Here is a 26,509-nt window from a genome sequence, read left to right on the forward strand (position 1 = left end):
CAATAACCAAGGAGGCGAATCACAGTTGAGCAGAATGAAAAATATGAAAATTGCAGTCAGCGGTTTTCTTGTCGGGGCGGTCTTTTTCGGAGGGGTATCTTACGCGGCCGAAAAAGTGAAATTGGATGCTTATCTCGGCGTGAAGCTGTTCCAGAACGGGATCGATAAAACGCCTGCCGATCAAGATCAGAAGCCGATTGTGGCCAATGGAGTCACCTATGTGCCGCTCAAGGTTGTGGCCGGACTCGTAGGCGTCGATGTCGCATGGGATAAAGAGAAGTATGCCGTTATTCTGGGCGAGAAGATCGATGGGAAGGCTCTGGGAGTCCCGGCGGAGTTCATTGCCGGCGAAGATGATTCGATCGGCCAGAATCAACCCATGACGATCAATAAGACATCATATGGCCACAACAAGGGCATGCAGGTATATAGTTACGATTACAGCGGCGATGAACCGCAAGTATTGCGGTACAATCTCAATGGGCAATACAGCGAGCTGGTTCTCTCGCTCGGGATGGACGACAGATCCGATTCAGGGGCTACAAGAACGGTCAAGTTCATCGATCAGGATAATAAAGTATTAGCCCAGCAAGTGATCGGGATCGGCACATTGGAAGAGGCATTGAAGGTTAACGTGAAAGGCGTGGTCCAGTTAAAAATCGAGATCGGCAGACAGGAAGGCCACAGTCAAGGGGCGTATATTGACTTTATCAATCCGCTGCTGATCAAATGAAACAGGCAGTCCGCGGGCAGGTACATGACATGGAGTAAGGTTCATAGGGGACCGAACGCTGAAGGCTTCATATCTTCAGTCGTTCAGGTCCTTCTTTTTGGTATGGTATGCGAGTTGTTTCCGTGAGCGATGTTCGATTCAAACATTAGTTTTGCCCGTAGCGGGACTTAAGACGGGCTTCTCACTTTTTATCGCGCTGTCATACTGCGCTTCTTCTATAGATCCTATTGGCCGATTCTTGAAGGAAGGATGGCCTTACAGCCGCTGAATGATCGAAACAAACATTTTTATAGACAATGTCGCGGATCTCCGGTAGTATCATGTTATAAACAAACATTCACTGTTTGTGTTAAACAAAACCAAAGGAGTGTCCAATGTGTCCGTAAGTGCGAGAATGAACCGAATGTTCAGCGAGCAAGGCAAATGCTTCGACGTTGCGATTGATCATGGCTTCTTTAACGAATTTTCCTTCTTATCCGGCATTGAGAATATGAACAGCGCGATTGAAACGATCGTAGATGCGAATCCGGATTGCATTCAGCTCAGTCTGGGGCAGGCCAAGCATCTGCAGGCGCTGCCGGGCAAGAAGCCGGGACTGGTTCTCCGTACGGATGCGGCTAATATCTACGGCTCGGCGCTTCCTCGCTATCTGTTCAGCGAAGCGATCGACCGCGCGATCGAGCATGCGGTACGCATGGATGCGGTTGCCGTGTGCGTCAACCTGCTGCTGCTTCCGAATCAGCCGGAGCTGCATTACCAGTGCGTGAAGAACGTCATGAAGCTGAAATCCGAGTGTGAACGGTATGGCATGGTGCTGATGGTGGAGCCGCTGGTCATGCTTCCGAATGAAGCCAAGGGCGGCTACATGGTCGATGGCGACATTATGAAAATCATGCCGCTCGTTCGTCAGGCGGTCGAGCTTGGCGCCGATGTCATTAAAGCGGATCCGTGCGACAATGTCGACGAGTACCATCGCGTAATCGAAATTGCCTCCGGGGTACCGGTTCTGGTGCGCGGCGGCGGCCGTGCTTCCGATGAGGAAATCATGCACCGTACGGTGAAGCTGATGGAGCAGGGAGCGTCTGGGATCGTATACGGCCGGAACGTCATCCAGCATCCGCAGCCTGCCCGCATGACAAGCGCATTGATGGCGATTGTCCATACAGGCGCCACCGCAGAAGAAGCGCTGGCGATATTGAGCGGGGACGGTGAAGGGCAATGACGGCAGCCGCAACGAATGCGAAGGTGATCCGTTTCGGCGTCATCGGCTGCGGTCTGATGGGCAAGGAATTCGCTAGCGCAGCCGCACGGTGGTGCCATCTGACCGATGTTGATTTCATCCCCCGCATAACGGCCGTATGCGATGCGAATCCCGCTGCTGCCGCTTGGTTCGAGCAGGCGGTGCCGAGCGTGGAGAAGGTTTATTCGGATTATCGGGAATTGCTGGCCGACCCGAATGTCGATGCGATATATTGCGCGGTGCCTCATAATCTGCACGCGCAAATTTATACCGATATTATTCGTTCCGGCAAGCATCTTCTCGGCGAGAAGCCGTTCGGCATCGACGAGGAAGGCAATGAGGCTATCATGCAGGCGATGGCGGAGCATCCGGACGTCGTCGTACGCTGCTCCTCGGAGTTTCCGTTCTTCCCCGGCGCCTTCCAAATCTCCAAGTGGGTAAGCGAGGGACGCTTCGGCAAAATCATCGAGGTGGAAGCGGGCTTCTGGCACTCGAGCGATCTGGATCCGAACAAGCCGATTAATTGGAAACGTCGCATCGCCACGAACGGCGAATACGGCTGCATGGGCGACCTTGGCATGCATGTCCTGCACCTTCCGCTCCGGTTCGGCTGGAAGCCCCGCAGCGTCAGGTCGCTGCTATCCAAAATCGTCGAGGAACGGCCGGATGGCAAAGGGGATATGGTTCCCTGCGAGACCTGGGACAATGCGATTCTCGCATGCGATGTCGATACCGGCGATCAAGCCTTCCCTATGGTGCTGTCGATGAAGCGGATCGCTCCCGGACATGCGAACACGTGGTTTATCCGCATTCAAGGCACCGCGATGTCAGCCGAGTTTTCCACGAAAAATCCGAAGCAAATCGCATCGCTGCCCTACACGCCGGGCGGAGAGCAGGCTTGGCACGTCACGGATGTACCTTATAAGTCGGCATACGGCACGATAACAGGCGGCATATTCGAATTCGGCTTCTCGGATTCGATTCTGCAGATGTGGGCGGCGTTCTGCGACGAGCTGGTCAACAGGGAGCAGATGCTGCAGCCATTCCGCTGCGCTACGCCTGAGGAGGCGAAGGGGAGCCATCGCGTATTCACGGCTGCCCTGGAGTCCAACCGGACAGGACAAACGATGAACATTCAATGGGGGGAGTAAGGTGGCCGTAGAGCACAAGCAGCTTCCGTACCCGGTCGTCGTAGGAGGCCATATTTGTTTGGATGTCATCCCGACGCTGTATGCGAGGCAGTCCGGCATGGAAGCGATTCTAATTCCAGGCAAGCTGGTCGATATCGGTCCGGCGTGTTTGTCCACCGGAGGCGCGGTTTCCAACACGGGGCTGGCATTGAACCGGCTGGGGGTCCCTACGCAGTTGATGGGGAAGGTCGGGGATGACTTGTTCGGCAGCGCCATCGTCGAGATCGTCCGCAAGCAGGACGCTGCGCTTGCCGAAGGGATGATCATTGCGCCGGGCGAAGCAAGCTCGTATACGATTGTGATCAGCCCTCCCGGCGTAGACCGGATTTTCCTGCACTGCACGGGAGCGAACGATACTTTCGGCGCAGACGACCTGAAGGATGAGCTGCTGCGCGAGGCGGGGCTGTTCCACTTCGGTTATCCGCCTCTCATGCGGCGGATGTATGCGGACGAAGGACGGGAGCTCGAGCGCATGATGGCACAGGCGAAAGAAGCGGGCGCGACCACGTCGCTCGACCTGGCGAAGCCGGATCCCGATTCGGCGGCGGGGCAAGCGGATTGGCGTGCCATTCTGGCGCGGACGCTGCCTTCGGTCGACGTCTTCCTTCCCAGCTTTGAAGAAGTGCTCTTCATGCTGAAGCGCGGGTTGTCCGACCGTCTCCAGGCGGAACACGGCTCCGCGGATCTGCTTCCGTACGCAGACGGAGAACTGCTTCGCGAGCTGGCCGACGAGCTGCTGGGAATGGGGGCGGCTGTCGTCGTTCTTAAGCTGGGCGAATTCGGGCTGTATATGCGAACGACGGCCGATGAGCAGCGCATCCGGAGCATGGGACGCTACCAGCCGGCCGATGCTGCGGCATGGACGGACCGGGAACTGTACGCGCCTTGCTTCAAGGTGTCAGTTGCGGGGACGACCGGAGCCGGCGATTGCACGATAGCGGGCTTCCTGTCCGGCATGATGCAGCAGCTCCCGCCGGAGGCGGCGGTCGTCAGCGCGGTAGCCGTAGGCGCCTGCAACGTCGAGCAGCATGATGCGACGAGCGGCGTTCTGCCGTGGAGCGCGGTTCAAGCGCGTATCGAAGCGGGATGGAACCAGCATCCGCCGAAGCAGGGGATGGAGCAGTTCCGCCGCCTTGCGGCTGCGGACACCGGTAGCGGTGCGGCAAGCGGCGTCCATGTCTGGCTTGGGCAGGGAGACGCTCATTACGCCTAAAACGGTATAAAGGTAAGTAAGCAGTAATGCAATCATTTCAAAATAGAACGAACGATTCGATTGAAGTAAGCAAAGAAAGAAGCAGAAAGAATGATACCCACTCAATTAAGGAGGCTTGATGACCATGATAAAGCGTAGTCAGGTTCGGGTAGCGCAGCTGCGGACAGCGGAGCTGTTCCGGCAAGCCGGCATTGTGCTTACGCCGGAGGAACAAACCGGAATTGAAGTCGCATCGTTCGGATTGAACGATTTGGAGACACAGGGGCTGGAGCTCATTACCTACATCAATAACGACCGCTATTGCGCCAAGGAGCTCGTTCTCTTCCCGGGACAAACCTGCCCGGAGCATCTTCATCCGCCGGTCGGCAGCGATCCAGGCAAGACGGAGACGTTCCGGTGCCGCTGGGGCAAGGTGTACCTGTACGTCGAGGGGAAAGCGGCGCCGAATATTAAAGCGACCGTTCCGGCTGCGAGCAAGGACTATTACACCGTTATGCATGAGATCGAGTTAAGCCCGGGCCAGCAGTATACGATCGAGCCTGGGACGCTTCATTGGTTTCAAGCCGGCGAAGAAGGCGCGATCGTATCGGAGTTCTCGAGCACAAGCCGCGATGAATTCGATATCTTCACCGACCCGAATGTGGAGCGGATGCCGGTTATTATCGAGGACTAACGGGAGGAGGAGCGGATAAGCATGGAATTATTCGGGCGATCATGGACGCGGCGCGAGCTGGAGGCGCGTATCGGGAAGCTGGAGCAGATCGGCGGCATTCGCCGCTTCGAATGCGCGGAAGGCCCGGAGAAAGGGACGGAGATCATCCAGGTCCGTACGGGCGCGGGACTTAGCTATACCGTCACGCCGACGAAGGGGCTCGATCTGTCGCTGGCTGAATTCGGCGGGACGCCGATCAGCTGGCAGTCCGCCGGCGGCGATATCCACCCGATGTATTATGAAGCGGAGGGGGCGGGGTGGCTGCGGACGGCCTCGGGCGGTCTGCTCATGACCTGCGGTCTCATGCATGCCGGATGGACAGCGGAGCATGACGGCCAGCGATTCGGGCTTCATGGCCGGGTCCACCATACGCCGGCTCGGCAGGTCGCTGCCGAAGGGCAGTGGAACGGGGATGATTATGACATGCGGATTAGCGGCACGATGGAAGAGACGGCCTTGTTCGGCGGACATCTCCGGATGCGCCGCGAAATTCGCAGCCGGCTCGGGGAGAACCGGATTACGATAACCGACACGGTCGAAAATGCCGGGTTCGAGCCATGCCCGCATATGATTCTGTATCACTTCAACTTCGGATTCCCATTGCTGACGGAGAGCGCAGAGCTTGCCTTTCCTTCAGGCGCCGTCAAGCCCCGGGAGGAAGAGACGCCGCTGGCGGATTACGACCGCTGGCAGGCGCCGACAGCCGGCTATATGGAGCGCTGCTATTATCATAAACCGGATGCTCCGAAGCGTGCCGCGGCGAGTATCCGACAGCCTCAATTCCCGCAGGCGGGCGGACGCCATATCCCGCTGAAGGTTACGCTCAGCTGGGGGACGGATACGCTTCCGCAGCTGGTGCAGTGGAAACTGCCGGGCGAAGGCTCGCATGTGCTGGGCATCGAGCCGGCGAACTGCGGCATGGACGGCGCTCCGCCGGATGAGGCCGACCGCCTGCGGGTCAAGCTGCAGCCGGGCGAGCAGGTTCGTTATGAGCTGGAGTTGAACATCGGGTAGCGGGAAGCGATAATAGAGAAGATTATATTAATGAACGGAAACGGAGTGCCAAGCATGTCGATCGCGTTGAATGCCAGACAGCAACAGATGATGGAGCGGCTGAAAATGGACGGAGAGATTAAAGTCATCGAGATGAAGGAGCTGTTCAGCGTCGCGGAAATGACCATCCGGCGCGATCTGGAGAAGCTGGAGCAGACCGGCGCCGTCCGGCGCACCTTCGGCGGTGCGATACTGGTAGGCAAGGATGTGTCGCTGCAGGAGCGGGTTGTTTATATGACGGAGGAGAAGATTCGCATCGGCCGTAAGGCGGCAGAGCTGATCGAGCCGGGCGAGTCCGTATTTATCGACGGGGGGACGACGACGCTGCAGATCGCCAGGGCGCTCAAGCCCGGCTTTGGCGTTACGGTCGTGACCAACGCGCTGAATGTGGCGGGCGAGCTGCTGGATAAGCGCATACCGACGATCGTCGCCGGCGGCACGATCCTGGAATCGACCTCGACGCTGGTCGGTCCGATCACGTCGGAGACGATTTCCTCCATGGCATTCAATCGCGTCTTCCTCGGCGCAACCGGCGTCTCCGCCGTGCACGGCTTCAGCAACTCCAATGTTTATGAGGCCGAAATTAAAAAGATGGCAATCCGCCAAGCATCCGAGGTGAACATCGTCATCGACCATTCGAAGTTCGGCGCGAATGTGCTCGTCTCGTTCGCAGAGCTCGCCAAGGCGGACCGCATTATTGCCGACAGGCTTCCCGATGCGGAGCTGCTGGAGGCGTGCCGGGAGGCTTCGGTCGAGCTTGTAAAGGCTGACGAATAGTCCCTTGGCCGGAATCGGCTGATATCCAATCACCGCTATACCGAATCGGCGTTTTTGTCAGCCTGGCGCTTAGCCGAGCGCCATCCATAGCAAGCGAGCCACGCCAAACTTCGGCGGAGGACTCGCTTTTTTATTTTCGATGCCGGTCAAGGAGCGGGAAATCTATGATGATGGCGGGACGAACGCGGTGCAGGGGAGTAGCCAAGAACGATGATATGCTGTCGGTACTTATCTTGAACGCAGGGGAATTTTTCTTTGCGGGCTATCTGGGACGAAGCGGGTAAAATCCACTATTTCAGCAATAAAGAGGGCTTCAGCAAAACGCCGCATTTTATGATCGAGGAGTGGGGCAAGGAAATCGACGCTGAGTTCGTGTATCATGAGGTAAAGCTGTTTGACTTGGCAGCAAAATATCAATAATCCGGCTTCACCGGAGGAGGAAGGCGTAAGATGCCCCAATTAACGGTTAGAGGAATGGCGCTTGACCGGATCGCAAGCATTAGCGGTCCGCTTGTTCATGAGCTTGCGGAGATTTGCGGCTGCGGAACGGATAATTTCACGATTGATCTCATGCAGGTGATATCCGTATTCGAGGGACAACAGACAGAGACGTATCCGTTTATCGAGGTCGCTTGGTTCGAGCGCGGGCCGGCGGTTCGCGACCGATTGGCCGATGCGATAACGCGGCATGTTCGGAAGGCCGGGGTTGCGGAGGTAGAAGTGGCGTTCAAAGTGTACAGCGAGGATGCTTATTATATTAATGGGCAGTCTTGCGGGTCATAAACTCAGCCGACAGGCTGCCGATTCAACGGGTCCGTTAGCGGCGAGCGGCTGACGGACCGCCAGTATGAATCGGTGGTCTTTTTTTATGATCATTTGCCCCGCATCTGACCATGAAACGAACTTCGCCGCGAGAGCAATAAAAAAGAGAGAACGGCATATTCCGTTTCATCTTGGCCGCATATTTCATTCCTTCCAAGCAAACCATGGAAATAATAAGCTATGGCCATCTCTCTCCGAAATTAAAGGTTGACACCTTATTTTTAATTTGTCATAATGACAATATCAAATCGACAATATTAGAATTCAGGTGAGAGCATGCAGATAAACCTAGACGATGAAGATGTTACGGATGCATCGACAATGAACTATAATTCGGGCAAATACCGGACGCCTGACGGTGCCCCTACCGATATCGCCATCTTTACGATTACATCGACGGACCGAGCCAAGGCGAAGAAGAGCTTGCCCCGCCGGGAGCTGCAGGTGCTGCTGATCAAGCGGAAACGGTGGCCCTTCGAAGGGAAGTGGGCGCTTCCGGGCGGATTCACGAATGAAACGGAGACGGTCCACGAGTGCGCGAAGCGCGAGCTGTGGGAGGAGACCGGCGTGAAGGACGTACACATGGAATATTTCAATGCATACAGCGCCCCGAATCGGGATCCGAGGGGGTGGATGATCTCCCATGCGTTCTTCGCGCTCGTGAATGAAGCGGAGCTGGCGTCCCGGGAGGCGGCCAGCGATGCGGCGGAGGTCAGATTGTTTCCGGTTAGCGAGGCAGCCGGAATGGAACTGGCTTTCGACCATAACGCCATCTTGCAGGATGCGCTTGCGAAAATCCGCGAGAAGATGGTAACGACGACAATCGCCAAATCCTTTCTTCCGGCGGAGTTCACGATCAGCGAGCTGTATCAGATTCTCCAAACGGTCGTGCCGGATTTCGAGGAGCGCAATTTTATACGCAAAATTACTTCTACGCAGAGCCGGAGAGGGATCATTGAAGAGGTGAGGACGCCCGGAGGCGAGCTCGCGCTGTCGAACCGCCACTCGCAGCGGGCCGCGCAGCTGTACCGCTTCACGGATTACGTGCCGCAGCTATCGATCTACCGGTAAGGAAACCCGGACTAGCGAAACTGCACTTACATTTCGAATAGAGGAAGGTGTATGGGATGAGAGCATTTATAGCGATCGATTATACGGTCGATTTCGTTACGGGAAAGCTGCCTTGCGGCGATCCGGCCATTCAAATCGAGGAGCGGATCGCCGGGCTGGCCGAGCGTTTTATCCAGGCGAATGATTTTGTCGTCATGGCGGTGGATCTCCACGATGAGGGCGATACTCTTCATCCGGAGCATAAGCTGTTTCCGCCTCACAACATTAGAGGGACGGAAGGCAGAAGGCTGTACGGCAAGCTGGATACGGTTTACCAAGCGAACCGGCAGGCGGTGTATTGGATGGACAAAACGCGGTACAGCGCTTTTTGCGGAACGGACTTAGAGCTGCAGCTGCGGATGAGGGGAATCGAGGAAGTGCATCTGGCAGGGGTGTGTACCGATATTTGCGTGCTGCATACCGCTGTAGATGCTTATAACAAAGGGTATCGGATCGTCATCCATGCGGATGCCGCGGCAACATTCAATAAAGCAGGACATGAATGGGCACTGAATCACTTTGAGAACGTGCTCGGCGCACAGGTCGTACAGGGGTTTTGACGGAGGCGTTATAAACGCCGCCATTTGTCAAAAATATAAGAAAGTATAAGTTTCCGCGATACTTTGCTTATATTTCTGAGGGGAGAAACTCAGTTCGCCGCCAAAGACGGTATCTGCCGTTTCTTCTTGTCAGCTGCGGTACAAACTGCAAGCAATCGGGGGATTATATACGATGACTATGAACATGACGCTTCACACGGACAAATATCAGATTAATATGATGTATGCGCATTGGGTGAACGGTTCGTTGAACCAGCGGGTAGCCTTCGAAGTCAACTTCCGGAAGCTGCCGTTCGGCAACGGCTACGCCGTCTTCGCCGGTCTTGCGCGGGTCGTCGACTATATCCGGGATATTCGTTTCAGCGATGAAGAGATTGCTTATTTGCGGGAGCAGGAGGAGCAGTATGACGAAGGCTTCCTCGAGGAGCTGCGCGCGTTTAGGTTCACCGGCGATCTGTATGCAGTACCGGAAGGAACCCTGGTCTTCCCGAACGAACCGCTGCTTCGCGTGGAAGCGCGGATCTTCGAAGCGCAGCTCGTCGAGACGGCTATTCTGAATTTTATCAATTTCCAGACGCTGCTCGCCACGAAGGCTTCGCGCATTAAGCAGGTTGCGCCGGACGATATTCTGCTTGAATTCGGCACAAGGCGGGCGCAGGAAGCGGATGCGGCCGTATGGGGAGCCCGCTCGGCCTACATAGCCGGATTCGACGCCACCTCGAACATGAGAGCGGGCATGATGTTCGGCATTCCGACCAAAGGGACTCATGCCCATGCCTGGGTGCAAAGCCATGAGACGGAGCTGGAATCGTTCCGGCTTTATGCCAAGGCGCTGCCGAACCAGGTGACCCTGCTCGTCGATACGTACGATACGCTCAAGAGCGGCGTAGTGAATGCGATTCGCGTTGCCAAGGAGCTGGAGGCTCAAGGCAAACGGATGGATGCGATCCGGCTCGACAGCGGCGACTTGGCGTATTTGTCCAAGCAGGCCAGAGCCATGCTGGACAAGGCCGGATTGCCGTATGTAAAGATTGTGGCTTCGAATGATCTGGATGAGAATTTGATCTTCAACCTGAAGGCCCAGGGAGCGAGGATCGACAGCTGGGGAGTAGGTACGAAGCTTATAACGGCGGCGGATCAGCCGGCGCTTGGCGGGGTTTACAAGCTGGTAGCCCGCGAGAAGGACGGCGCGATGATTCCGGTCATCAAGATCTCGGGCAATCCCGAGAAGGTATCGACCCCGGGGATCAAGGCGGTCTACCGGATCGTCAATCGCGATACGGGCAAGGCGGAAGCCGACTATGTCGCTCTGATCGAGGAGCAGGATGTCAAGAACGGAGAGCCGCTCACCCTCTTTGACCCGGTTCATCCGTATCTGAGCAAGGTGATTAGCAAGTATGATGCCATTCCGCTTCTTAAGCCGGTATTCCTGCGGGGCGAGCTGGCCGCGGCCATGCCGGATTTGGATCAGATCCGCGCCTACCACCGCGGGCAGCTGGAGCTGTTCTGGCCGGAGCATCTGCGGAAGCTGAATCCCGAGCATTATCCGGTCGATCTGAGCCTGACTGCCTGGCAGCAGAAGCTGGATCTTATTCAGCAGCATAAATCGTAGCCTGAACTTATCCCATCGCAGGATAAAAGAAAGAAGAACGCACGAGCGCCCATGCAGGCCGGTGCGTTCTTCTTTTGTTAATCGAACTGCTCCAAATATTGTTCCAGCGTCTTTCCTTGGCGGGTAATCTCGCCGGCAATCCATACGCCTACATAGCGGATATGCCATGGCTCATAGGAATAGCCGGTCAGCTTCTCCTGGCCTTCCCCGAAACGGATAATGAAGCCGTATTTGGCCGCATTGGCCTTCAACCACTTGCCTTCTTTCGTCTTGCCGAATCTCTGCTCCAAGGTATAATCCACCGAGGCGCTGGAGACATCCATCGCAAGACCGGTCTGATGCTCGCTTTGTCCGGCGCGCGCGCTCGTCTTGTTGGCTAGTGCTTCGCCCTTCAGCTTCGCATTGCGCGCGAAGATCGATTGCTGCGTGGCGTAAGATCGATAGCCCGATACCGCTTTTAATGAGATCCCGTCCTTCTTGGCCCCGGCAAACAGCTTCTCCAGAGCGGCTGCGGCAGGCTTGCGCAGCTGCTTCTTCGGATTGCTGCCGGAGAATGAGAAGGGGACGTTCGGCACAACAAGATCGCTCGGCACGTAGCTTGACGGCAGGGTGCGCTCCTTATTCACAAGCACGACGGTGCTCGACAGATTCCACACGACGACCGTACCGGAGGGGTTCTTCGTGCCTGTCCGGCTTGGCGCATTATCGCGCAAAAAGGTGGATCCTGACGATTTCACTGCCGCAGCCGTTTTAACGGCGGTACGGGGAGCAGGCGTTGGATCCGGACTGCCGGCGGCCCCTGACTTCGAATGGTACGCGGCCGAAAATAGTAGAGTAGCGCCTATTGTAGAAATCACAATATAAGATAGAATAGACTTGCGTTTACCATTTTTCACTTCATAATGCCTCCTAATTGATGCTATACCTCAATTATAGAAGGCAAATATATCGACAAAATATGAAACTTGTTTCAATCTTGTAACAATCGCAGGAAGTAAAAGTCTATTATGGATATGTGTAAATAAAAAATAGCAAAAATAACTAGGATTATCGAGAGGCATTTATCGAAGTTTGTCGAAATAAGTATTAACATGACGACCAGAGGTGCTTGAATGAATGCCGTGCGCATAAGATGGTGGGTTTCAGCTGCAGTAACTATTTTATTTTTCATTCTGCTCCCAAGTTATTCGTTTGCTGAACCGCAGCCGGCTGCCGAGCCGATAGCGGAATGGGAGATTCAATGGACCAATGATCCTGACTCCTCTCAAATGCCACGGGAATCCGCTAATTGGGTTACAGTCGATTCGGGTGAAGGGATTCCGGACAGGCCCTCGAATTTCACGTCGATGTGGATCAAGTTTGAACTGCCTCAAATTGACGCCGAAAGCGGCATGCTGATCGAAAAAATGTACGGGCAAAGCTTTGAAATCTTCGTGGACGGAGCCAGCATCCATTCCTACAACAGGTCGAACCTTCATGAGAATAACCGTTTTCTATTGCCTCTAAGCGCGGAGGACTCGGGCAAGACGGTGATGATCTTCGGGAAGACGCATACGGCATCGCTTGGGCTATACCAGCAGATTCTGGTCGGGGACTATCAACAGATGCTTACCCGATACAGCAAGGCCGATTTGCTGGACATTGTTCTGGGATTCGCGTTCTTATTCATGTCGGCCGTAATGCTCATCTGTTCGGTCTTTCTAAGCAAGGAGCAGCGGAAGAGCTGGATATCGCTGAGCTTGGTCATTCTGGCCATCGGCGTGTTAATCATTACGTATGCACCGTTTCTGTACATCCATTATGGCGAGTACGGCACCTTGTTCTTGGATCTCTTCGATATCGCGCTCTATTTGTTCATCCCTTCGCTCACCTACTTTTTTGAAAGTATTTTCGGCGCAGGGCCGAAGGGGATCGTACGCAAGTTCCGTAAATTCCAGATCTACTATTCCTGTCTTTGTTTAGCGGCTACCATTATTAACGACTTCACCACCTATACCTATTTCGGCTTGTACGATCTGGTGACCGTGACGCTGGTGGGCCTGATTGCGCTCGTGCAGATCATCCTCATAATCAGCATGTCGATTACATATGCAGTCAAGGGAAACAAGGAAGCCATCATTGTTTCGTCCGGATTCGGAATATTCGCCGCGGCGGCGGTCGGCGAATTGTTCTGGTACTACATGAATGACGGCCATTACAAGCTGTACATGTGGAAGTGGGGAATGGTCGGATTTATTCTAGCGCTGCTCGTGCTGCTGGGCCGGCGATTGGCTTATAACCACCGGCAGGTTGTCAAGTATTCCCAAGAGCTTGAAGTGTACAATCACCAGCTCCAGCGGTCGGAGAAGATGGAGATCATCAGTCAGCTTGCAGCTTCCGTCGCTCATGAGGTGCGAAATCCGATGCAGGTCACCCGTGGATTCCTGCAGCTGTTAGGGGAGAATGCGCAGCTCGATCGGGAACGGAATTACTTGAAGCTGGCGATTGACGAGCTTGACCGGGCGGCGAGCATCATTACCAACTACTTGACGTTCGCGAAGCCCCAATTGGAAGAGATGACGATATTAAATCTGCATGACGAGCTGAGACAGGTCGAAGGAATTATCGTTCCGCTTGCTAACCTCCAGGGCGGCAAGATCCAGTTGTCCGTTCCGAAGCATTTGTTCGTCGAAGGGAATTCATCGAAATTCAAGCAAGCCTTGATCAATATTATTAAGAACAGCATCGAATCGTTAAAAGGGAATGGACTTATTCAGCTATCGGCCTTTGAAGAGGGTGGCGAGGTTATCCTCCAAATTCGAGATAACGGCGAAGGGATGGATAAGGAGGTTCTTGCCAAGCTCGGAGAGCCTTACTTCTCGAACAAGACGAAAGGAACGGGGCTGGGCCTTATGGTTACGTTCCGGATTATTGAATTGATGCACGGCAAGCTGCAGTTTCAGAGTGAAAAAGGTGTCGGTACCGTAGCCATGCTGCGGTTCCCGTCGGTAAGCCACGAAACGAAGAACGGTGTCGCATTTCAATGAAATGGACACCGTTCTTGACTATGTATTTCTAAATTACCATTGACCGTTTACCGTATTGTCGGCGGGCGGTATGACGATGTAGAACTTGTCCGGCGTTTCTTCCAGAGCGGTCAGTTGGATGGAAGCAGGAATTTCAACGTTGAAGGCTTCGAGAATCGCTGCATGCGGGTTAGCTAACAGGGCTGCTTTAAATGCCGGGTCATTCCACGCTTTTTCGATAATTTGATTGTACAGGTCTTGTTTCTGTGTCATGTGATCGCCCATCCCTCTATTTATATTCGTAACATGAGACTATTTTACTATAGGGATTTGCGAAAATCTACTAAAATATGATATTTTCTGACAACCAGTTCGAGAACCCGCCGCGCAATAATTTTCTCCTCATAACAGCTGTCTGCGCCGCCTGTTCAAGGTCTTCCGTCAATGATTCGTGGAAGCGGTATAGGTCCGGGGAATCATGAGAGAGGGCCGACAACTGCTCGTGACGCCTTCTCGCCTTGAGAGCGAATCCATGCAGGATTTCCTTGGTATAGAGGTATTCTTGAACGAGCCCGGGCGTTAAAGCATCTCTGTTCTTAAGACCGGCGGCGGAGCAAATATAGGACAGCAGACTGTTCTCGCTTCCGCTTGCCAGATCAGCCTCCCGGTCGATCCAATCATCGACCATTTGAAGAGTCAGGAGCACGTGGTCGACATAAACCTCCCCTGCTTCGATCAGCCCCGTGCGGCCGTTCAGTAGAAATGAACCCGTACTCGCGAGCTTGACCGGACCGGATTTCTTCGCCAGTCGCCATGGGTCGGCTTCCAAGTCGTTCATTGCGCTTTCTGATGCCACGCTGACCGCCCATTCCGCAATGTACGTATCGAAATACTTCCAGAAAGGCGAGGCAGAATTGAACAGTTCCCGGTAGAGACGGAGAAAGGTACTGTGATACATATTGCCGAGCGCCAGCTGCTCCTTCCATTCCCCGGGTGCCTCCGCATCCATGATGTCGTCTTGGATAAAGAAATAGAGCATGCCGAATATATTAGCCAGCGAGAGCTTCCTGCACGCCGCTGTATCTACCCCGGTCATGGGCTGCATCCAGAAGGGAAGCAGATAACATATGTAGTTCTTCGTACTGTTCTTAAGCAGCGGGTTGAACTTGTCCAGATAGAGGCGGGCGCGTTCTTTAAGCGGATCCGGATAGGTATCGATCCAACCGGCTGCCTCTGTAAAGACGGCCCGTAAATCCTCATCATAGCGAGACTTCCATTCCTTCATGCGCTAGACCCCTTCGATAACGGTTAGAATGAACAACAATATTACATACATACCAAAATTTAATCGGCTTGTACATGTTTAAAATTAATCCTATTGTCCTATGACATCTTCAGCGGGCGAATATCCATACCAACATAAAATTCTCACAATATATGGAGCGGAAGGTCTTCCTTTCTTGTCTTTCTATAGTAAAATAAAACCATTAATAGACTTAAGACCTATATTAATGGAGGCGTGGATGATGTATTCCGGGAAGTTTGTGAAGGTATTTGGGCGTATGACATGCGCGTTAGTTGTCATCGCGATGATGATGACAATGGCGAATGTCGTTGAAGTTCAAGCCCTCAATGTGTGGGGACTGGTGAGTGAAGCGCAGAAGCTGGAGAAGAAGAAAGACTACACGGGCGCTATCGCCAAGTACAAGCAGGCGGCAGCCGAATTCGCCGTCCAGAAAGAATATGGCAACGCGACGAATATGTACCGCCGGATCGGCGACAATTATGTGCTGTTGAAACGTTACGACGATGCCGTAGCAAGCTGGGATTTGGAATCGTCCTATGCGAATAAGGCGGGACAGACACAGGTCAGCCTTGCGGCCAAACGGAAGGCCGATATGCTGCGCAGCACGGCACAGCTGTTTATCGAGACGAATGCGGCGGCAGCCGGCGGAGCGAATGATCATGGCGCGAAGTATGAACCGAAGAACGGCGCACTGCTCGGCGCCTACGCCGAACTGGATCCGGTTGTTCATAACCCGGCCAACGGTTCACCTTTCTATACCACCGGGTTTCCGGAACTGACCGGCAAGAAGCATGCGGCTTATTTGCTGTATTTTACATACGGCAAGCCATTCTCGAATTTGAAGCATCATGTTAGCCAGGCGGTTCAGAACGGAACTGCGCTACAGCTCGGTCTGCAGCCGATGAAGGGGCTGTCGGAGGTGAAGGACGACGCATATTTGCGCGGGCTTGCCCGCGAAATCGGCGAAGCCGGTATCCCGGTGTTCCTGCGATTCGCTAACGAGATGAATGGGGACTGGGTGCCATGGCATGGCGATCCCAAAGCCTATATCGAGAAATTCCGGCTGGTCACCAAGGTGTTCAAGGAGGAGGCGCCGGACAATGTGGTCATGGTATGGTCGCCGGACCGGCTCCCGGAGCATAACATTAACGATTATTATCCCGGCGATGCCTATGTCGACTGGGTGGGCGTCAGCTTGTACAGCATCTTTAATCCGGCCTTCGATCCGCTGAAGCAGGGCGAAGACCGTTCGAGCCATGTCGAGAAGTTCGACTATATTTACAAGCAGTACGCAGCGCGGAAGCCGATCTTTATTTCGGAGGGCGGCGTCGCCTATATGTATCCGGAGAAGAAGCAGGATAAGACCGACTGGGCGGTCTACAAAACCAAAGAGTTCTACGCAACGCTGCCCATGCTGTATCCGAAGGTGAAAGGGGTATTCTGGTTCGACAGCAATCATGACTCCTCCAACCGGATCAAATATTATATGCTGTCCGCGAACAAGAAGCTGCTGGACGCCTATAAAATCTCCATTGCCAATCCGTTCTATCTCGGCGCCATCGGGGAAGAATCGCCGGTCGCCTATAAGCGGATCAGCGGAGCGGCGGTAGCTGCCGGCAAGCAGAAGATGTCCGCATACGTCAAGACATGGTCTCCTACGCTTGCCAAGGTTACGTACGAGATTGGCGGCCGTAATGTCGGAACCGCGGTTTCGCTCCCATGGACGGTTCATGTCGATTTTACGCCATACCGAGGGAAGAAAATCGAAGTCATCGTCAAAGCCTACAACAACCAGAACAAGCTGGTGACCACGCAGCGCGTACCCGTCACGGTGACCAACTAGCATCTGTTCTTCTGCGGCCGGTGGCCAAGCTCAGCAGGCGAGCACGAGTACGGCCGGCCGTCTAAGGTTGTCGTCCGGGTTGATTCAAGCTACAATGTAGCTTACAAACTTTAAGGACGGATGGATGAGAGAGGCGGTTGGCTGCAATGGATGCGAATGAGCAGGCAAATGAACAATTAATACAGGCCAGGGCGGAGATCGCCGCCTTGAAAGCGGAGAATGAACGGCTGAAGCAGGATATTATCAAGCTTCGCGGCGTGCTGCGCAGCCATTCCCAGGATAAGATGGCGACGAAGCTGAAGGATGCGCTTCGGGAATAGCGCCTTAGCAAGCGAGTGTCGTTGATTATTGCAGATCGTACCGAGGGTGCGGATGCGATGTGGAGGGGGAAGGCCGATAGTGGATGTTCAAGCGAGAATAAAGCAGGAGCTGTCTGCGATCGAAGCGCAGGAGGGTGTTCGGATTCTGTACGCATGCGAGTCCGGCAGCCGGGCGTGGGGGTTCCCGTCCCGAGATAGCGATTATGATGTCCGATTTATCTATATCCGGCCTGTAGACTGGTATTTGTCGATCTTCGAACGGCGGGACGTCATCGAACGTCCGATCGACGATATGCTGGACATCAACGGATGGGATTTGAGGAAGGCATTGAACCTGTTTCGTAAATCAAACCCGCCCTTGCTGGAATGGCTGCAATCGCCGATTTGTTACGCGGAGCCTTATTCCGCTGCTGAACAAATCCGCGCGTTGTCTGCAGAGACGTTCTCGCCCAAATCCTGCATGCATCACTACTTGCATATGGCCCGGGGCAATTACCGCGAATATCTGCAGGGCGATCTGGTCAAAATCAAAAAATACTTCTATGTGCTGCGTCCGGTATTGGCCTGCGCGTGGATTTCGGAGAGAGGGACGATGCCGCCCATCGCCTTCGAAACCTTGGTCCGGGAGATGCTTCCGCCGCAAACTGCGCTGATGGGGGCGATTGATGATCTCCTTGTCCGCAAGCGGGCAGGCGTTGAGCTCGACTTAGGACCGCGTATTGGCATCATTAACGAATATGTGGAGCGCAAGATGGCCGAGTATGAACAAATCGCAGGTACGCTGCCCAGCAGTGCCGGCGATATGGATTCGCGTCTGGATGAGCTGTTTCGGGCGGCACTGCATGAAGCTTGGAGCTCGACGTAGGGCGGAGGCATACCCTTTGTTGATGATTGGAGGCGGATTTGCGCTGATGCGCAAGTCCGCTTTTTTTTTGGCTGCAGCAGTCTGCGCCAGCCTTCAAAGGGCGTTAAAGCGCATGCGCGTGGCTCGTGTTCTCGCACGTAGCCGCTGTAAGCCCCCAAAAGGGCGTTACAGCCTATGCGTCGAGGCCACGCTAGGGCTGTAAGGCCCTAAAAAGGCGTTACGTCGCATGCGTCTGTATCGTGGATTCGCACGCAGCCGCTGTATGGCCAAAAGGCGTTGCAACAGCGTACACTCTGGATTGGGGCGGGCTTTCGCATGAGAGTTATAGAGCCTAATTTAACCGTTGCAGTCAATGCGTCTGGTCGTGAGCTTTGAAGTACGTGTCTGACAAAGTTAACGTTGACGTTAACGTTAAATAAGATTATGCTATTACTTACAAGAAACTGGGAGATGTGAAATTGCAATGGCAACCTACAAAATCGAAGAAGCCGCGGCCAAGACGGGTCTGACGAAACGCACGATCCGTTATTACGAAGAGCTGGGACTCATTGAGACGCTGGATCGGACAGAGGGCGGCATGCGGATCTATTCCGAGGAAGATATCGAACGTTTGAACAAAATCGTGCTGGCTAAGGAGGTGCTCGGATTCACGCTTGTCGAGCTCCAGCAGTTCGTCCAGATGAATGAGACCATCGACCGGTATAAGGATTCGGTAAGATCCACGGTAGACCGGTCCGAGAGGCTGCAGAAGCTCATTGAGATTGGCGGGGTGCTCCAGAGCGAGATTGAGATGATCGAATCAAAAATGAGGAGGATGGAAATCTTTAAGGATGAGCTTCTATCCTTATCCGGCCGTGTTCAAGAGGCAATCCGCAAGTATGAGGATGAAACCGGCCATTAGACTTCTTAGGCAAAGTTGGAGGGAAACAGTTTGAGTAATAAGGATAAGGACGAAGCGTTGGGATCGCAATCATTCTGGAGCATCATTATCGCCGTCTTCTTTGGCAATTTCATGGCCGTTCTGAGCACGACAACGATCAATGTGGCGCTGCCGGTGTTTATGACGGACTTTGACGCAGAACTGAATACGGTGCAATGGATGATGTCCGGCTTCATGCTGGCGACGGGAATTATTGCGCCGATTATCGGATTTATGGGCGACAAGCTGAGCTACAAAAGGCTGTACGTATACGCCTTACTCGGTTTTACAGCGACTTCGGCGCTCTGCACCCTGGCCTGGAATATACAATCGCTCATTGTGTTCCGAATTCTGCAAGGCTTATTTAGCGGCATTATTATGCCCACAACGATGACGATTATCTATCAGGTCATTCGCAAGGATAAGCAGGCGCTGGCGATTGGACTTTGGAGTGTTTCGGCTATGCTGGCACCGGCTTTCGGGCCGACGCTCGGAGGCTGGCTGACCGAATTTTTCGGCTGGCAATCGTTGTTTATTATGAATATACCTGTTGGTATTATCGCCATCGTCATGGCTCTGCGGTTCATCCCTTATTATCGGCTGAGCCGAGGCATCAAGCTCGACGTTATTGGCTTCATCGCGGTGATCCTGGGCACAAGCTCGCTGCTGCTGACCTTCAGCGAAGGGCATAATTGGGGCTGGTTATCGTGGAAAACCATCACCTTGCTGATCGCAGGTATCCTCATTTTGACTTATTTCATTAAACGAACGTTAAAGATCAGCAACCCGTTGTTGAATTTACATGTATTGAAGGTGCCCCGGTTTACCTACAGCCTGATAATCAATTGCATTATTACGATATCGCTCTATGCAGGGACGTTTCTGGTGCCGATCTACATGCAGAAAATTCAACATGCGACTACGCTGCACACCGGGCTCGTGATGCTGCCCGGATCGCTGCTGCTCGCATTCTCCTCTTTCCTCGTCGGCAAATATTACGACAGGATCGGACCGTTCCGGTTAATTCTGGCCGGTACCATTATTATGGGATATGCCACGTGGGAGCTTAGCCGTATGAATCTGCTCACGGGGGTATTCTTTATCACAACATGGCTGGCCATCCGTTATATCGGGATCGCGCTGTGCAACATGCCGGTTACGAACGCTGCCATGACCGCAATCCCAAGCGCGTTCTCAGGGCATGCATCCTCGGTAACCAATTGGATCAGACAGGGATCGGCGGCGCTATCGGTCAGTATTTTCAGCAGTATTCTGACCGCACGAACGATGACGCATATGGAGGGGGTGGATGCGCAGGCGCCGATGGCAGCTGAACTAGCGCTCTCCAAATCCATTCAAGAAGTGTTCATTATCGGTATTGTGCTTGTCGTGCTGGCGATTCCCTTCACATTCATGCTTCGAAAAGAGCATAAGCCCGTCAGCGAGTCGTTTCTGGAGCCGACGACAGTATCGAAATAACCCGGCCGGGCAGCCGAGAAAAGGGATTGACAAAAGCTGGCGTCTCAACTATGATAGTGGCATTAATCGACATGAGCAAAAGGAGGCAGATGACCGTGAAATACAATGCTATGACGACCCGAGTTGTTTTGTCGCACATGCATAATGATCGGCATCGACGGCCTCATGATGGTGAAATGGTTTTGATTTCGTATTCTTGCGGGAATGCTTCTTAAAGCAAACCGGCAGTACGGACTCAATTTCTACGACCGCGGGCGGATGCGCCCGCGGTTTTTGTGTTTTTCACCTAAGCGCATGTGGTATTAAGAAGGAGGGCGAGAAATGTAACCCGTCCATATGACGTCTGGTAAGCTTTGCGAAAAAGCGATACAATATGAAAAGAATACGCAGATGAGGTGATCTCATGACAGAGGAACAAGTAACCCCGGAAGGGCAAGAGAATGAAGAGCAGCAAGGGCAAAAGAAAATCTCTCTGGCTGATGCGGTGAAACAGAAGCTGGCTCAGAAGAAGCAGGATCAGGCGAACAACAGCAAGCAAAAATTCGGTCCTGGCGGCAATCAACAAACGATGAAGAGCCAGAATACGAAGAAGGTTAACAACCAGCGCAAGAAAATGGGCGTTTAATCCAAGGTTAACCCGTGAAATCGGAGGCAGCATAGCTGCTCTCCGATTTTTATTTATATCAACCGGTGCGAGCTTAGATGAGGGTCACATTCTGTAACGGTTATGTTATTGTAAAGGATAGGAATATTTCAAGCATCGTCGTAAAGGGGGAATTCGCCATCATAAAGCTGCAATCACTGCAAGGGGCCGGTGCGACCGAACTGCATGCGCAGATCATTCTGGACAGCTACGTCCGGCTGCTCGGCAAACCGCTTCTGACGCTGGCTCGCGGAGAGAAGGCGGCGGATGCGTTGTTCGCGTCGCCGATCGTCGTGCTGTCGCACGGCGTGGAGAGCGATCCGGTGTTGAATTACGGGAATCGGGCTGCGATTGATTTATGGGAGATGGACTGGGATACGTTCACCCGAACGCCGTCGCGGCTGACCGCGGAACCGATGGTTCGGGAGGAACGCCAGCAGTTTCTGCAGGCGGTAGCGGAGAAGGGCTATATCGATACATATCAAGGAATTCGTATATCGAGCACGGGCTGCCGGTTCCGGATTCAGGAAGCCGTCGTATTTAATTTGACAGACCATAACGGCCATTACTATGGACAAGCCGCTGCGTTTGCGTACTATTCGTACGTATAATGCGCGGCTTCTTTACAAAAAGTCATATGGTTCACGAACGTCCGATCGATTATACTAAAGGTAATCATTGACAACACATGCGAATGGAGGGAATTACGAAAAGACCGGGTCTTTTGCTCATCTTATGTCGCTGCACAACTTATTCAACCGATTACATGAAGAACATCCTTAAATAAGGAGGCTTGTGTTTTGCTGCTGCGACAATTGTTGAGAGCGATTTCATTGCAGGCTGCTTTTATGCTGCTTATGGTATGTATCATGCCTCAGAATATGGCATATGCGCTCGATGACCGGAAGCCGATGCTGCAGAGCTCGGATATTAGCGGGGCCGTCATACGGCTGGTGTATGACGAACCGTTAGATGAGAACGGAGTCCCCGATGTCAACACGATGTACGTTAAGACCAACAATGAAGCCGCTCTGATTGCGGGAATTCAGATCACCGGCAGCATCGTGTATATTACGCTGCTTAATCCGCCGCTTCCGGAACAGCCGGTCGTGCTGACCTATCTGCCGGGTGATCCTGCAATCCGTGACATATCGGGAAATACCGCCCCTAGCTTAATTGATCACGCCATAACTCGCCCCGATTCCTCGCCGCCATTATTAGTGCATGCAGCAGCGGACGGTACGGCTGTCACCCTGCAATACAATGAGCAGCTGAATCCGGACTCCGTTCCCGCACCCGGAAGCTTCGTATTGAAGGTAAACGGGATTTCGCGATCCATCGTCTCCACTTCGGTAAGCGGCGCAGCGCTCCGTCTGACTATGGCTGAACCGATCGGGACCGGCCAAACCGTGCAGGTGACCTATTTGCACAGCATTCATCCGATTCAAGATCTCGCCGGGAATGACGCCGCCAATATCTATGAAGCGCCGGTTCTGAATGCAGCGCAGGCCGTCCCGCCGGAGGTTACGGCGGCAATCGTGAACGGGACGCAGCTGCAGGTTACATACAATCAATCTTTGAACGAAGCGTCCGTCCCTCCGGTCAGCAGCTTTAACGTTACGGCCGATTCGTCACATGTGGCGGTATCGCGCGTAACGATTTCCGGTTCCGTGCTTACCTTGTCGCTATACAGCCCGGTTTCGGCCAGCCCATCGGTTAAGCTTGATTATAACCCGCCAGCCGTTAATGCGCTGCTCGGCGCGGCAGGTGTTCCGGTAGCGGCGGTTTCCGGTTTAAACGTGTTAAACCGGTCGGACGTCAGCCCGCCTCAGCTGACGGGTGCCCGCATGAATGGCGCCTATGTGCAGCTTCTTTATAACGAGCCTCTTAACGCCTCGTCCGTTCCCGGCCGCAGCAGCTTCTCGGTATTCGTCGACGGAGAATCCAGAGCAGTGTCATCCGTCGCGATAGCGGACCGGACCGTCTCGCTTCTGCTGGAGAGCGGGCCTTCCCTTGGGGTCAGCTCCATTACGGTCACCTATATGGTGCCGGCAAATAACGGAATTCAAGACAGCAGCGGCAATCTGGCCGGAGGCCTGGTACGGCAGCCCGTAGACAGCGGGAACGATCATACGGCTCCGGCGCTGATCAGCGTGCTGCTGGAATCCAGGACGCTCATCCTCCAATATGATGAACCGCTTCATTCCGCATCGGTACCCTCGACAGGGAGCTTTCGCGCGGCCAACGGGAGCGGTACGATAGCCGTCTCCAGCGTGCAGATTGCCGGTAATGAGGTGAGACTTAGCCTCACGGGCAGCTGGAGCGGCAGTTTGCCCATCACGTTATCCTATACACAGCCAGGCGTGAAACCGATCCAAGACGTCAGCGGCAATGCAGCCGCTTCCTTCTCGAACTGGGCTGTCGGGAGCACGGCTGATCAGACGCCTCCGGTTCTGACGGCCGCCACTGTAAACAAGACGGTCCTTAAGCTTACTTATAGCGAAACGCTGCGGGCCAATACGGTACCGTCGGCATCCCAATTTCAGGTCACGGTAGGAGGCTATCCGCGCAATGTCTCCAATGTTTCCGTTAATGGGACGGTTGTCACCTTGACATTGATGTCGTCGGCAGTGGCCATTCATGATGCGGTCAAGCTGACGTATACGCCGCCTAACGTCAATCCGATTCAAGATTTAAGCGGCAATAAGGCCGCGGAGCTATCCCAGCAGACCGTGACGAATCAAACGGACGCAACCGTGCCGACGCTGGTTTCCGCTTCGATTAACGGCATGATCCTCACGCTGGTGTACAGCAAAGCGCTCAATCCGGCCTATGTTCCTCCGGTTAGCAGCTTCTCGATCTACGGGAGCGGCTACCGTGCGGTGACGAACGTTACCGTAAGCGGAACGATGGTCACGCTTATCCTGGGAACCCGGGCTGACGATTCGGAATCGCTCACAGTCAGCTATTCACAGCCGTATAATGGCAGCGCGCTGCAGGATATGAACGGTAATTTGGCTGCCAATCTATACAGCCAACAGGTTAGGAACGGCTCGGACATCATGCCGCCTATTTTGACCGCAGCTGCAGTAAGCGGCGGCCAATCCACGATCGTGCTCACGTATAACGAAACGCTGAACAGCGGTTCCGTCCCCTATGCGTCGCAGTATACTGTAAAGTCGGGCGATACGACGATTCCGGTAAGCAGAGTGACGATTAGCGGAACAAGCGTCACGCTGACGCTTCAAAGCCCGATCAAGAGCGGACAAACGATTACCCTATCCTATACGGCAGGCTACAGCAATTCGATTAAGGATAAAGCCGGGAACCAGGCCGCATCCGTGAGTAATTACAGCGTCAAGATGACAAATGCCTCCCTGACCGTCACAGGTGCCAAGGGCGATGACCGTACGGTTGTTCTCACCTTCGCAAGGATGCTGGATGAATCGTCCGTACCGGATGTGGGGAGCTTCACTGTGACCGTTAACGGGAGCGCCCGCAAGATAACGGACGTGTACGTGGACGGTTACAACGTGGAATTAACGCTTAGCGCCGATCTGGGATCTTCGGCCAATGTGCGAGTGTCCTACAAGCCAGGGCTTACGAAGCTGCAGGACGAGGATGGCGCCGCCGCAGCTGCCTTCACGGGCCGCTCGGTCGTCATGGCAAAGTCCTCGTTAGAATCGGAAGATGCCGCCCCCATTCAGCAGATTGACCGAAACGCAGGCACATGGGAGGAACCGGAAGTGATGCTGGCGGCGGGCGATGCCCGGCAAACAACTGAAACGACGGCGCAGGGGGAATCGATTGCCGTATACACCCTAGAGGGCAGTACAATCAAGAGCGCCCTGCAGCAGCGTAACGGGAAGCAGCGGAAGGCGGTAGGGTTCGCCGCGCTGGGCAGCGGCTTGAATGCTTCGAAGGCATTCAAAGTGCGCATACCGTCATCTGCTTTCCATTCCGCCCCGGAAAGCGCCGGCGCCGATCAATTCGTCGTCACAACGCCGCTTGGAGCGTATCGGCTCCCTGCAGACGTCGTGGATGCAGAAGCGCTGTCGAATCAATTGAAGGTGCCGGCTGACGATATCTATGTAGGGATCGTCATCCGGCAAGCGGATGCCGCCCTGACGCAGGAAATGACGGCCGCGGCGTTAGCGGGAGGGCTGGAGACGCTCGGGGGGCCAATATTCTATGAAGTCATGGTCGAAGGGGCAGGAAGGACATTCCCGCTTCAGTCGTTCAACCAATATATCCCCCGGCAGCTCTACATCGGCCAGCAGATTACGGCGCAGGATACGACGATCGTCTGGTATGATGCGTCAATGAAGCGGCTGGCCTACGTTCCGAATTTGCTGTATACCGAAGGCAATCGGCCTTCAGCCACCATCATGCATATGACGAACGGAGCTTATATGGCGGTGAAGAGCAGCCGGCAGTTCACTGATATGGCCTCGCACTGGGCTGCGGCGGATGTGCAGAGGCTCGCGTCTAAGCTTATCGTTAGCGGGGTATCGGCAGGGGCGTTCGGGCCGAATAAAGCGGTTACGAAGGCGGAATTCGTCACGATGCTTACCCGAGCGATGGGGTTGACCGGTTCGGGGGCCGCCAAGGAGCTGCCTTACGATGACGTGCCCGGTCAAAGCTGGTTCCGCGCTGCCGTTATGATCGCCTACGAGAATGGAATTATAGACCCTGCGGAGCGGTTTGAGCCGGGAATGCCCATTACCCGATCGCAAATGGCGGTCATGGCCTATCGGGCGGTGCAGGCTGCCGGGCAGAAGATTCCGATCACCAATATCGACCGGTCGAACATCGATAAGTTTACCGATCTGCGTACGGTATCGCCGGAGGAACGGAATGCGATCATCGCGGACGTCAAAGCCGGCATCATGTCCGGAGGCTCGCAGACGTCTTTCATGCCAGGGGCGAATGCAACGCGGGCGCAGGCTGCGGTTATTCTTGGGCGGCTGCTGCGTTACGCGGGATTAATAGACGGATGAATTCGCGGAAGGAGCGCTCTGTGCCTTGCGCTGAGCTTAGGACAGGGCGCTCGGAGGCAAGTCCGGTCCAGGCAGGGCGGTCTTGCCCGCAGAACCCCATATTGGTA

At 54.3% G+C, this 26,509-nt stretch carries 24 protein-coding genes; 21 read left to right on the forward strand and 3 right to left on the reverse strand.

Features of this window, described 5'->3' with window-relative positions; all coding sequences use genetic code 11:
* Positions 1-34 precede the first annotated feature (34 nt).
* The 12 genes from L1F29_RS04495 (at position 35) to L1F29_RS04550 (ending at position 11,022) form a co-directional block, all read left to right on the forward strand.
* The gene (locus L1F29_RS04495; RefSeq protein WP_258389606.1) at positions 35-733 is read left to right on the forward strand and encodes an NPCBM/NEW2 domain-containing protein; all 699 of its coding nucleotides are present in this window, start codon (positions 35-37) and stop codon (positions 731-733) included.
* A 376-nt stretch (positions 734-1,109) separates the two neighbouring features.
* On the forward strand, positions 1,110-1,955 hold the full coding sequence (locus L1F29_RS04500; RefSeq protein ID WP_258387172.1) for a class I fructose-bisphosphate aldolase: 846 nt from the start codon (positions 1,110-1,112) through the stop codon (positions 1,953-1,955).
* Positions 1,952-3,124, forward strand: coding sequence for a Gfo/Idh/MocA family protein (locus L1F29_RS04505; protein ID WP_258387173.1), 1,173 nt, complete (start codon positions 1,952-1,954; stop codon positions 3,122-3,124). The genes L1F29_RS04500 and L1F29_RS04505 overlap by 4 nt, the downstream gene beginning before the upstream one ends.
* Before the next feature lies 1 nt (position 3,125).
* Positions 3,126-4,376: a carbohydrate kinase family protein gene (locus tag L1F29_RS04510; RefSeq protein WP_258387174.1), complete on the forward strand. Its 1,251-nt coding sequence runs from the start codon at positions 3,126-3,128 to the stop codon at positions 4,374-4,376.
* A gap of 124 nt (positions 4,377-4,500) precedes the next feature.
* A complete protein-coding gene (locus L1F29_RS04515) occupies positions 4,501-5,049 on the forward strand; it encodes a D-lyxose/D-mannose family sugar isomerase (protein WP_258387175.1) in 549 nt (182 codons plus the stop codon).
* Positions 5,050-5,070: 21 nt separating this feature from the next.
* On the forward strand, positions 5,071-6,102 hold the full coding sequence (locus L1F29_RS04520) for an aldose 1-epimerase family protein (protein ID WP_258387176.1): 1,032 nt from the start codon (positions 5,071-5,073) through the stop codon (positions 6,100-6,102).
* A 30-nt stretch (positions 6,103-6,132) separates the two neighbouring features.
* A complete protein-coding gene (locus tag L1F29_RS04525) occupies positions 6,133-6,918 on the forward strand; it encodes a DeoR/GlpR family DNA-binding transcription regulator (RefSeq protein ID WP_258387177.1) in 786 nt (261 codons plus the stop codon).
* A 255-nt stretch (positions 6,919-7,173) separates the two neighbouring features.
* Complete coding sequence (locus L1F29_RS04530; protein ID WP_258387178.1) at positions 7,174-7,338, forward strand: hypothetical protein; 165 nt, start codon at positions 7,174-7,176, stop codon at positions 7,336-7,338.
* Positions 7,339-7,368: 30 nt separating this feature from the next.
* Positions 7,369-7,701: a DUF1904 family protein gene (locus tag L1F29_RS04535; RefSeq protein WP_258387179.1), complete on the forward strand. Its 333-nt coding sequence runs from the start codon at positions 7,369-7,371 to the stop codon at positions 7,699-7,701.
* Positions 7,702-8,061: 360 nt separating this feature from the next.
* A complete protein-coding gene (locus L1F29_RS04540) occupies positions 8,062-8,811 on the forward strand; it encodes an NUDIX domain-containing protein (RefSeq protein WP_373876474.1) in 750 nt (249 codons plus the stop codon).
* A gap of 56 nt (positions 8,812-8,867) precedes the next feature.
* Positions 8,868-9,410, forward strand: coding sequence for a cysteine hydrolase family protein (locus L1F29_RS04545; RefSeq protein ID WP_258387181.1), 543 nt, complete (start codon positions 8,868-8,870; stop codon positions 9,408-9,410).
* Positions 9,411-9,582: 172 nt separating this feature from the next.
* The gene (locus L1F29_RS04550) at positions 9,583-11,022 is read left to right on the forward strand and encodes a nicotinate phosphoribosyltransferase (RefSeq protein ID WP_258387182.1); all 1,440 of its coding nucleotides are present in this window, start codon (positions 9,583-9,585) and stop codon (positions 11,020-11,022) included.
* 77 nt (positions 11,023-11,099) lie between these two features.
* Here the strand turns inward: L1F29_RS04550 and L1F29_RS04555 are convergent, their stop codons facing one another.
* On the reverse strand, positions 11,100-11,918 hold the full coding sequence (locus L1F29_RS04555; RefSeq protein ID WP_258387183.1) for a M15 family metallopeptidase: 819 nt from the start codon (positions 11,916-11,918) through the stop codon (positions 11,100-11,102).
* A 216-nt stretch (positions 11,919-12,134) separates the two neighbouring features.
* Between L1F29_RS04555 and L1F29_RS04560 the strand changes: the two genes are divergently transcribed.
* On the forward strand, positions 12,135-14,048 hold the full coding sequence (locus L1F29_RS04560; RefSeq protein ID WP_258387184.1) for an ATP-binding protein: 1,914 nt from the start codon (positions 12,135-12,137) through the stop codon (positions 14,046-14,048).
* A gap of 33 nt (positions 14,049-14,081) precedes the next feature.
* On the opposite strand, the gene L1F29_RS04565 is transcribed toward L1F29_RS04560, so the two are convergent.
* Entirely contained in the window at positions 14,082-14,300 is a 219-nt protein-coding gene (locus L1F29_RS04565) for an NHLP leader peptide family RiPP precursor (RefSeq protein WP_258387185.1), read from the reverse strand.
* Between the two features lie 70 nt (positions 14,301-14,370).
* Positions 14,371-15,312 (reverse strand): hypothetical protein, encoded by a 942-nt coding sequence (locus L1F29_RS04570; RefSeq protein ID WP_258387186.1) that lies wholly within the window; start codon positions 15,310-15,312, stop codon positions 14,371-14,373.
* Between the two features lie 238 nt (positions 15,313-15,550).
* Here L1F29_RS04570 and L1F29_RS04575 point away from each other — a divergent pair, with 238 nt between their 5' ends.
* The 8 genes from L1F29_RS04575 (at position 15,551) to L1F29_RS04610 (ending at position 26,402) form a co-directional block, all read left to right on the forward strand.
* Complete coding sequence (locus L1F29_RS04575) at positions 15,551-17,176, forward strand: glycoside hydrolase family 26 protein (protein WP_258387187.1); 1,626 nt, start codon at positions 15,551-15,553, stop codon at positions 17,174-17,176.
* Between the two features lie 146 nt (positions 17,177-17,322).
* The gene (locus tag L1F29_RS04580) at positions 17,323-17,496 is read left to right on the forward strand and encodes a hypothetical protein (RefSeq protein ID WP_258387188.1); all 174 of its coding nucleotides are present in this window, start codon (positions 17,323-17,325) and stop codon (positions 17,494-17,496) included.
* A gap of 52 nt (positions 17,497-17,548) precedes the next feature.
* Positions 17,549-18,361: a nucleotidyltransferase domain-containing protein gene (locus L1F29_RS04585; RefSeq protein ID WP_258387189.1), complete on the forward strand. Its 813-nt coding sequence runs from the start codon at positions 17,549-17,551 to the stop codon at positions 18,359-18,361.
* Positions 18,362-18,824: 463 nt separating this feature from the next.
* Complete coding sequence (locus L1F29_RS04590; RefSeq protein WP_258387190.1) at positions 18,825-19,262, forward strand: MerR family transcriptional regulator; 438 nt, start codon at positions 18,825-18,827, stop codon at positions 19,260-19,262.
* A gap of 30 nt (positions 19,263-19,292) precedes the next feature.
* Positions 19,293-20,759, forward strand: coding sequence for an MDR family MFS transporter (locus L1F29_RS04595; RefSeq protein WP_258387191.1), 1,467 nt, complete (start codon positions 19,293-19,295; stop codon positions 20,757-20,759).
* A 403-nt stretch (positions 20,760-21,162) separates the two neighbouring features.
* Positions 21,163-21,384: a hypothetical protein gene (locus L1F29_RS04600; RefSeq protein ID WP_258387192.1), complete on the forward strand. Its 222-nt coding sequence runs from the start codon at positions 21,163-21,165 to the stop codon at positions 21,382-21,384.
* 77 nt (positions 21,385-21,461) lie between these two features.
* Entirely contained in the window at positions 21,462-22,013 is a 552-nt protein-coding gene (locus L1F29_RS04605) for an MEKHLA domain-containing protein (protein ID WP_258387193.1), read from the forward strand.
* Positions 22,014-22,202: 189 nt separating this feature from the next.
* Positions 22,203-26,402, forward strand: coding sequence for a SwmB domain-containing protein (locus L1F29_RS04610; RefSeq protein ID WP_258387194.1), 4,200 nt, complete (start codon positions 22,203-22,205; stop codon positions 26,400-26,402).
* Positions 26,403-26,509: the final 107 nt, after the last annotated feature.

The organism is Paenibacillus spongiae (genome assembly GCF_024734895.1).
Taxonomy (GTDB): domain Bacteria; phylum Bacillota; class Bacilli; order Paenibacillales; family Paenibacillaceae; genus Paenibacillus_Z; species Paenibacillus_Z spongiae.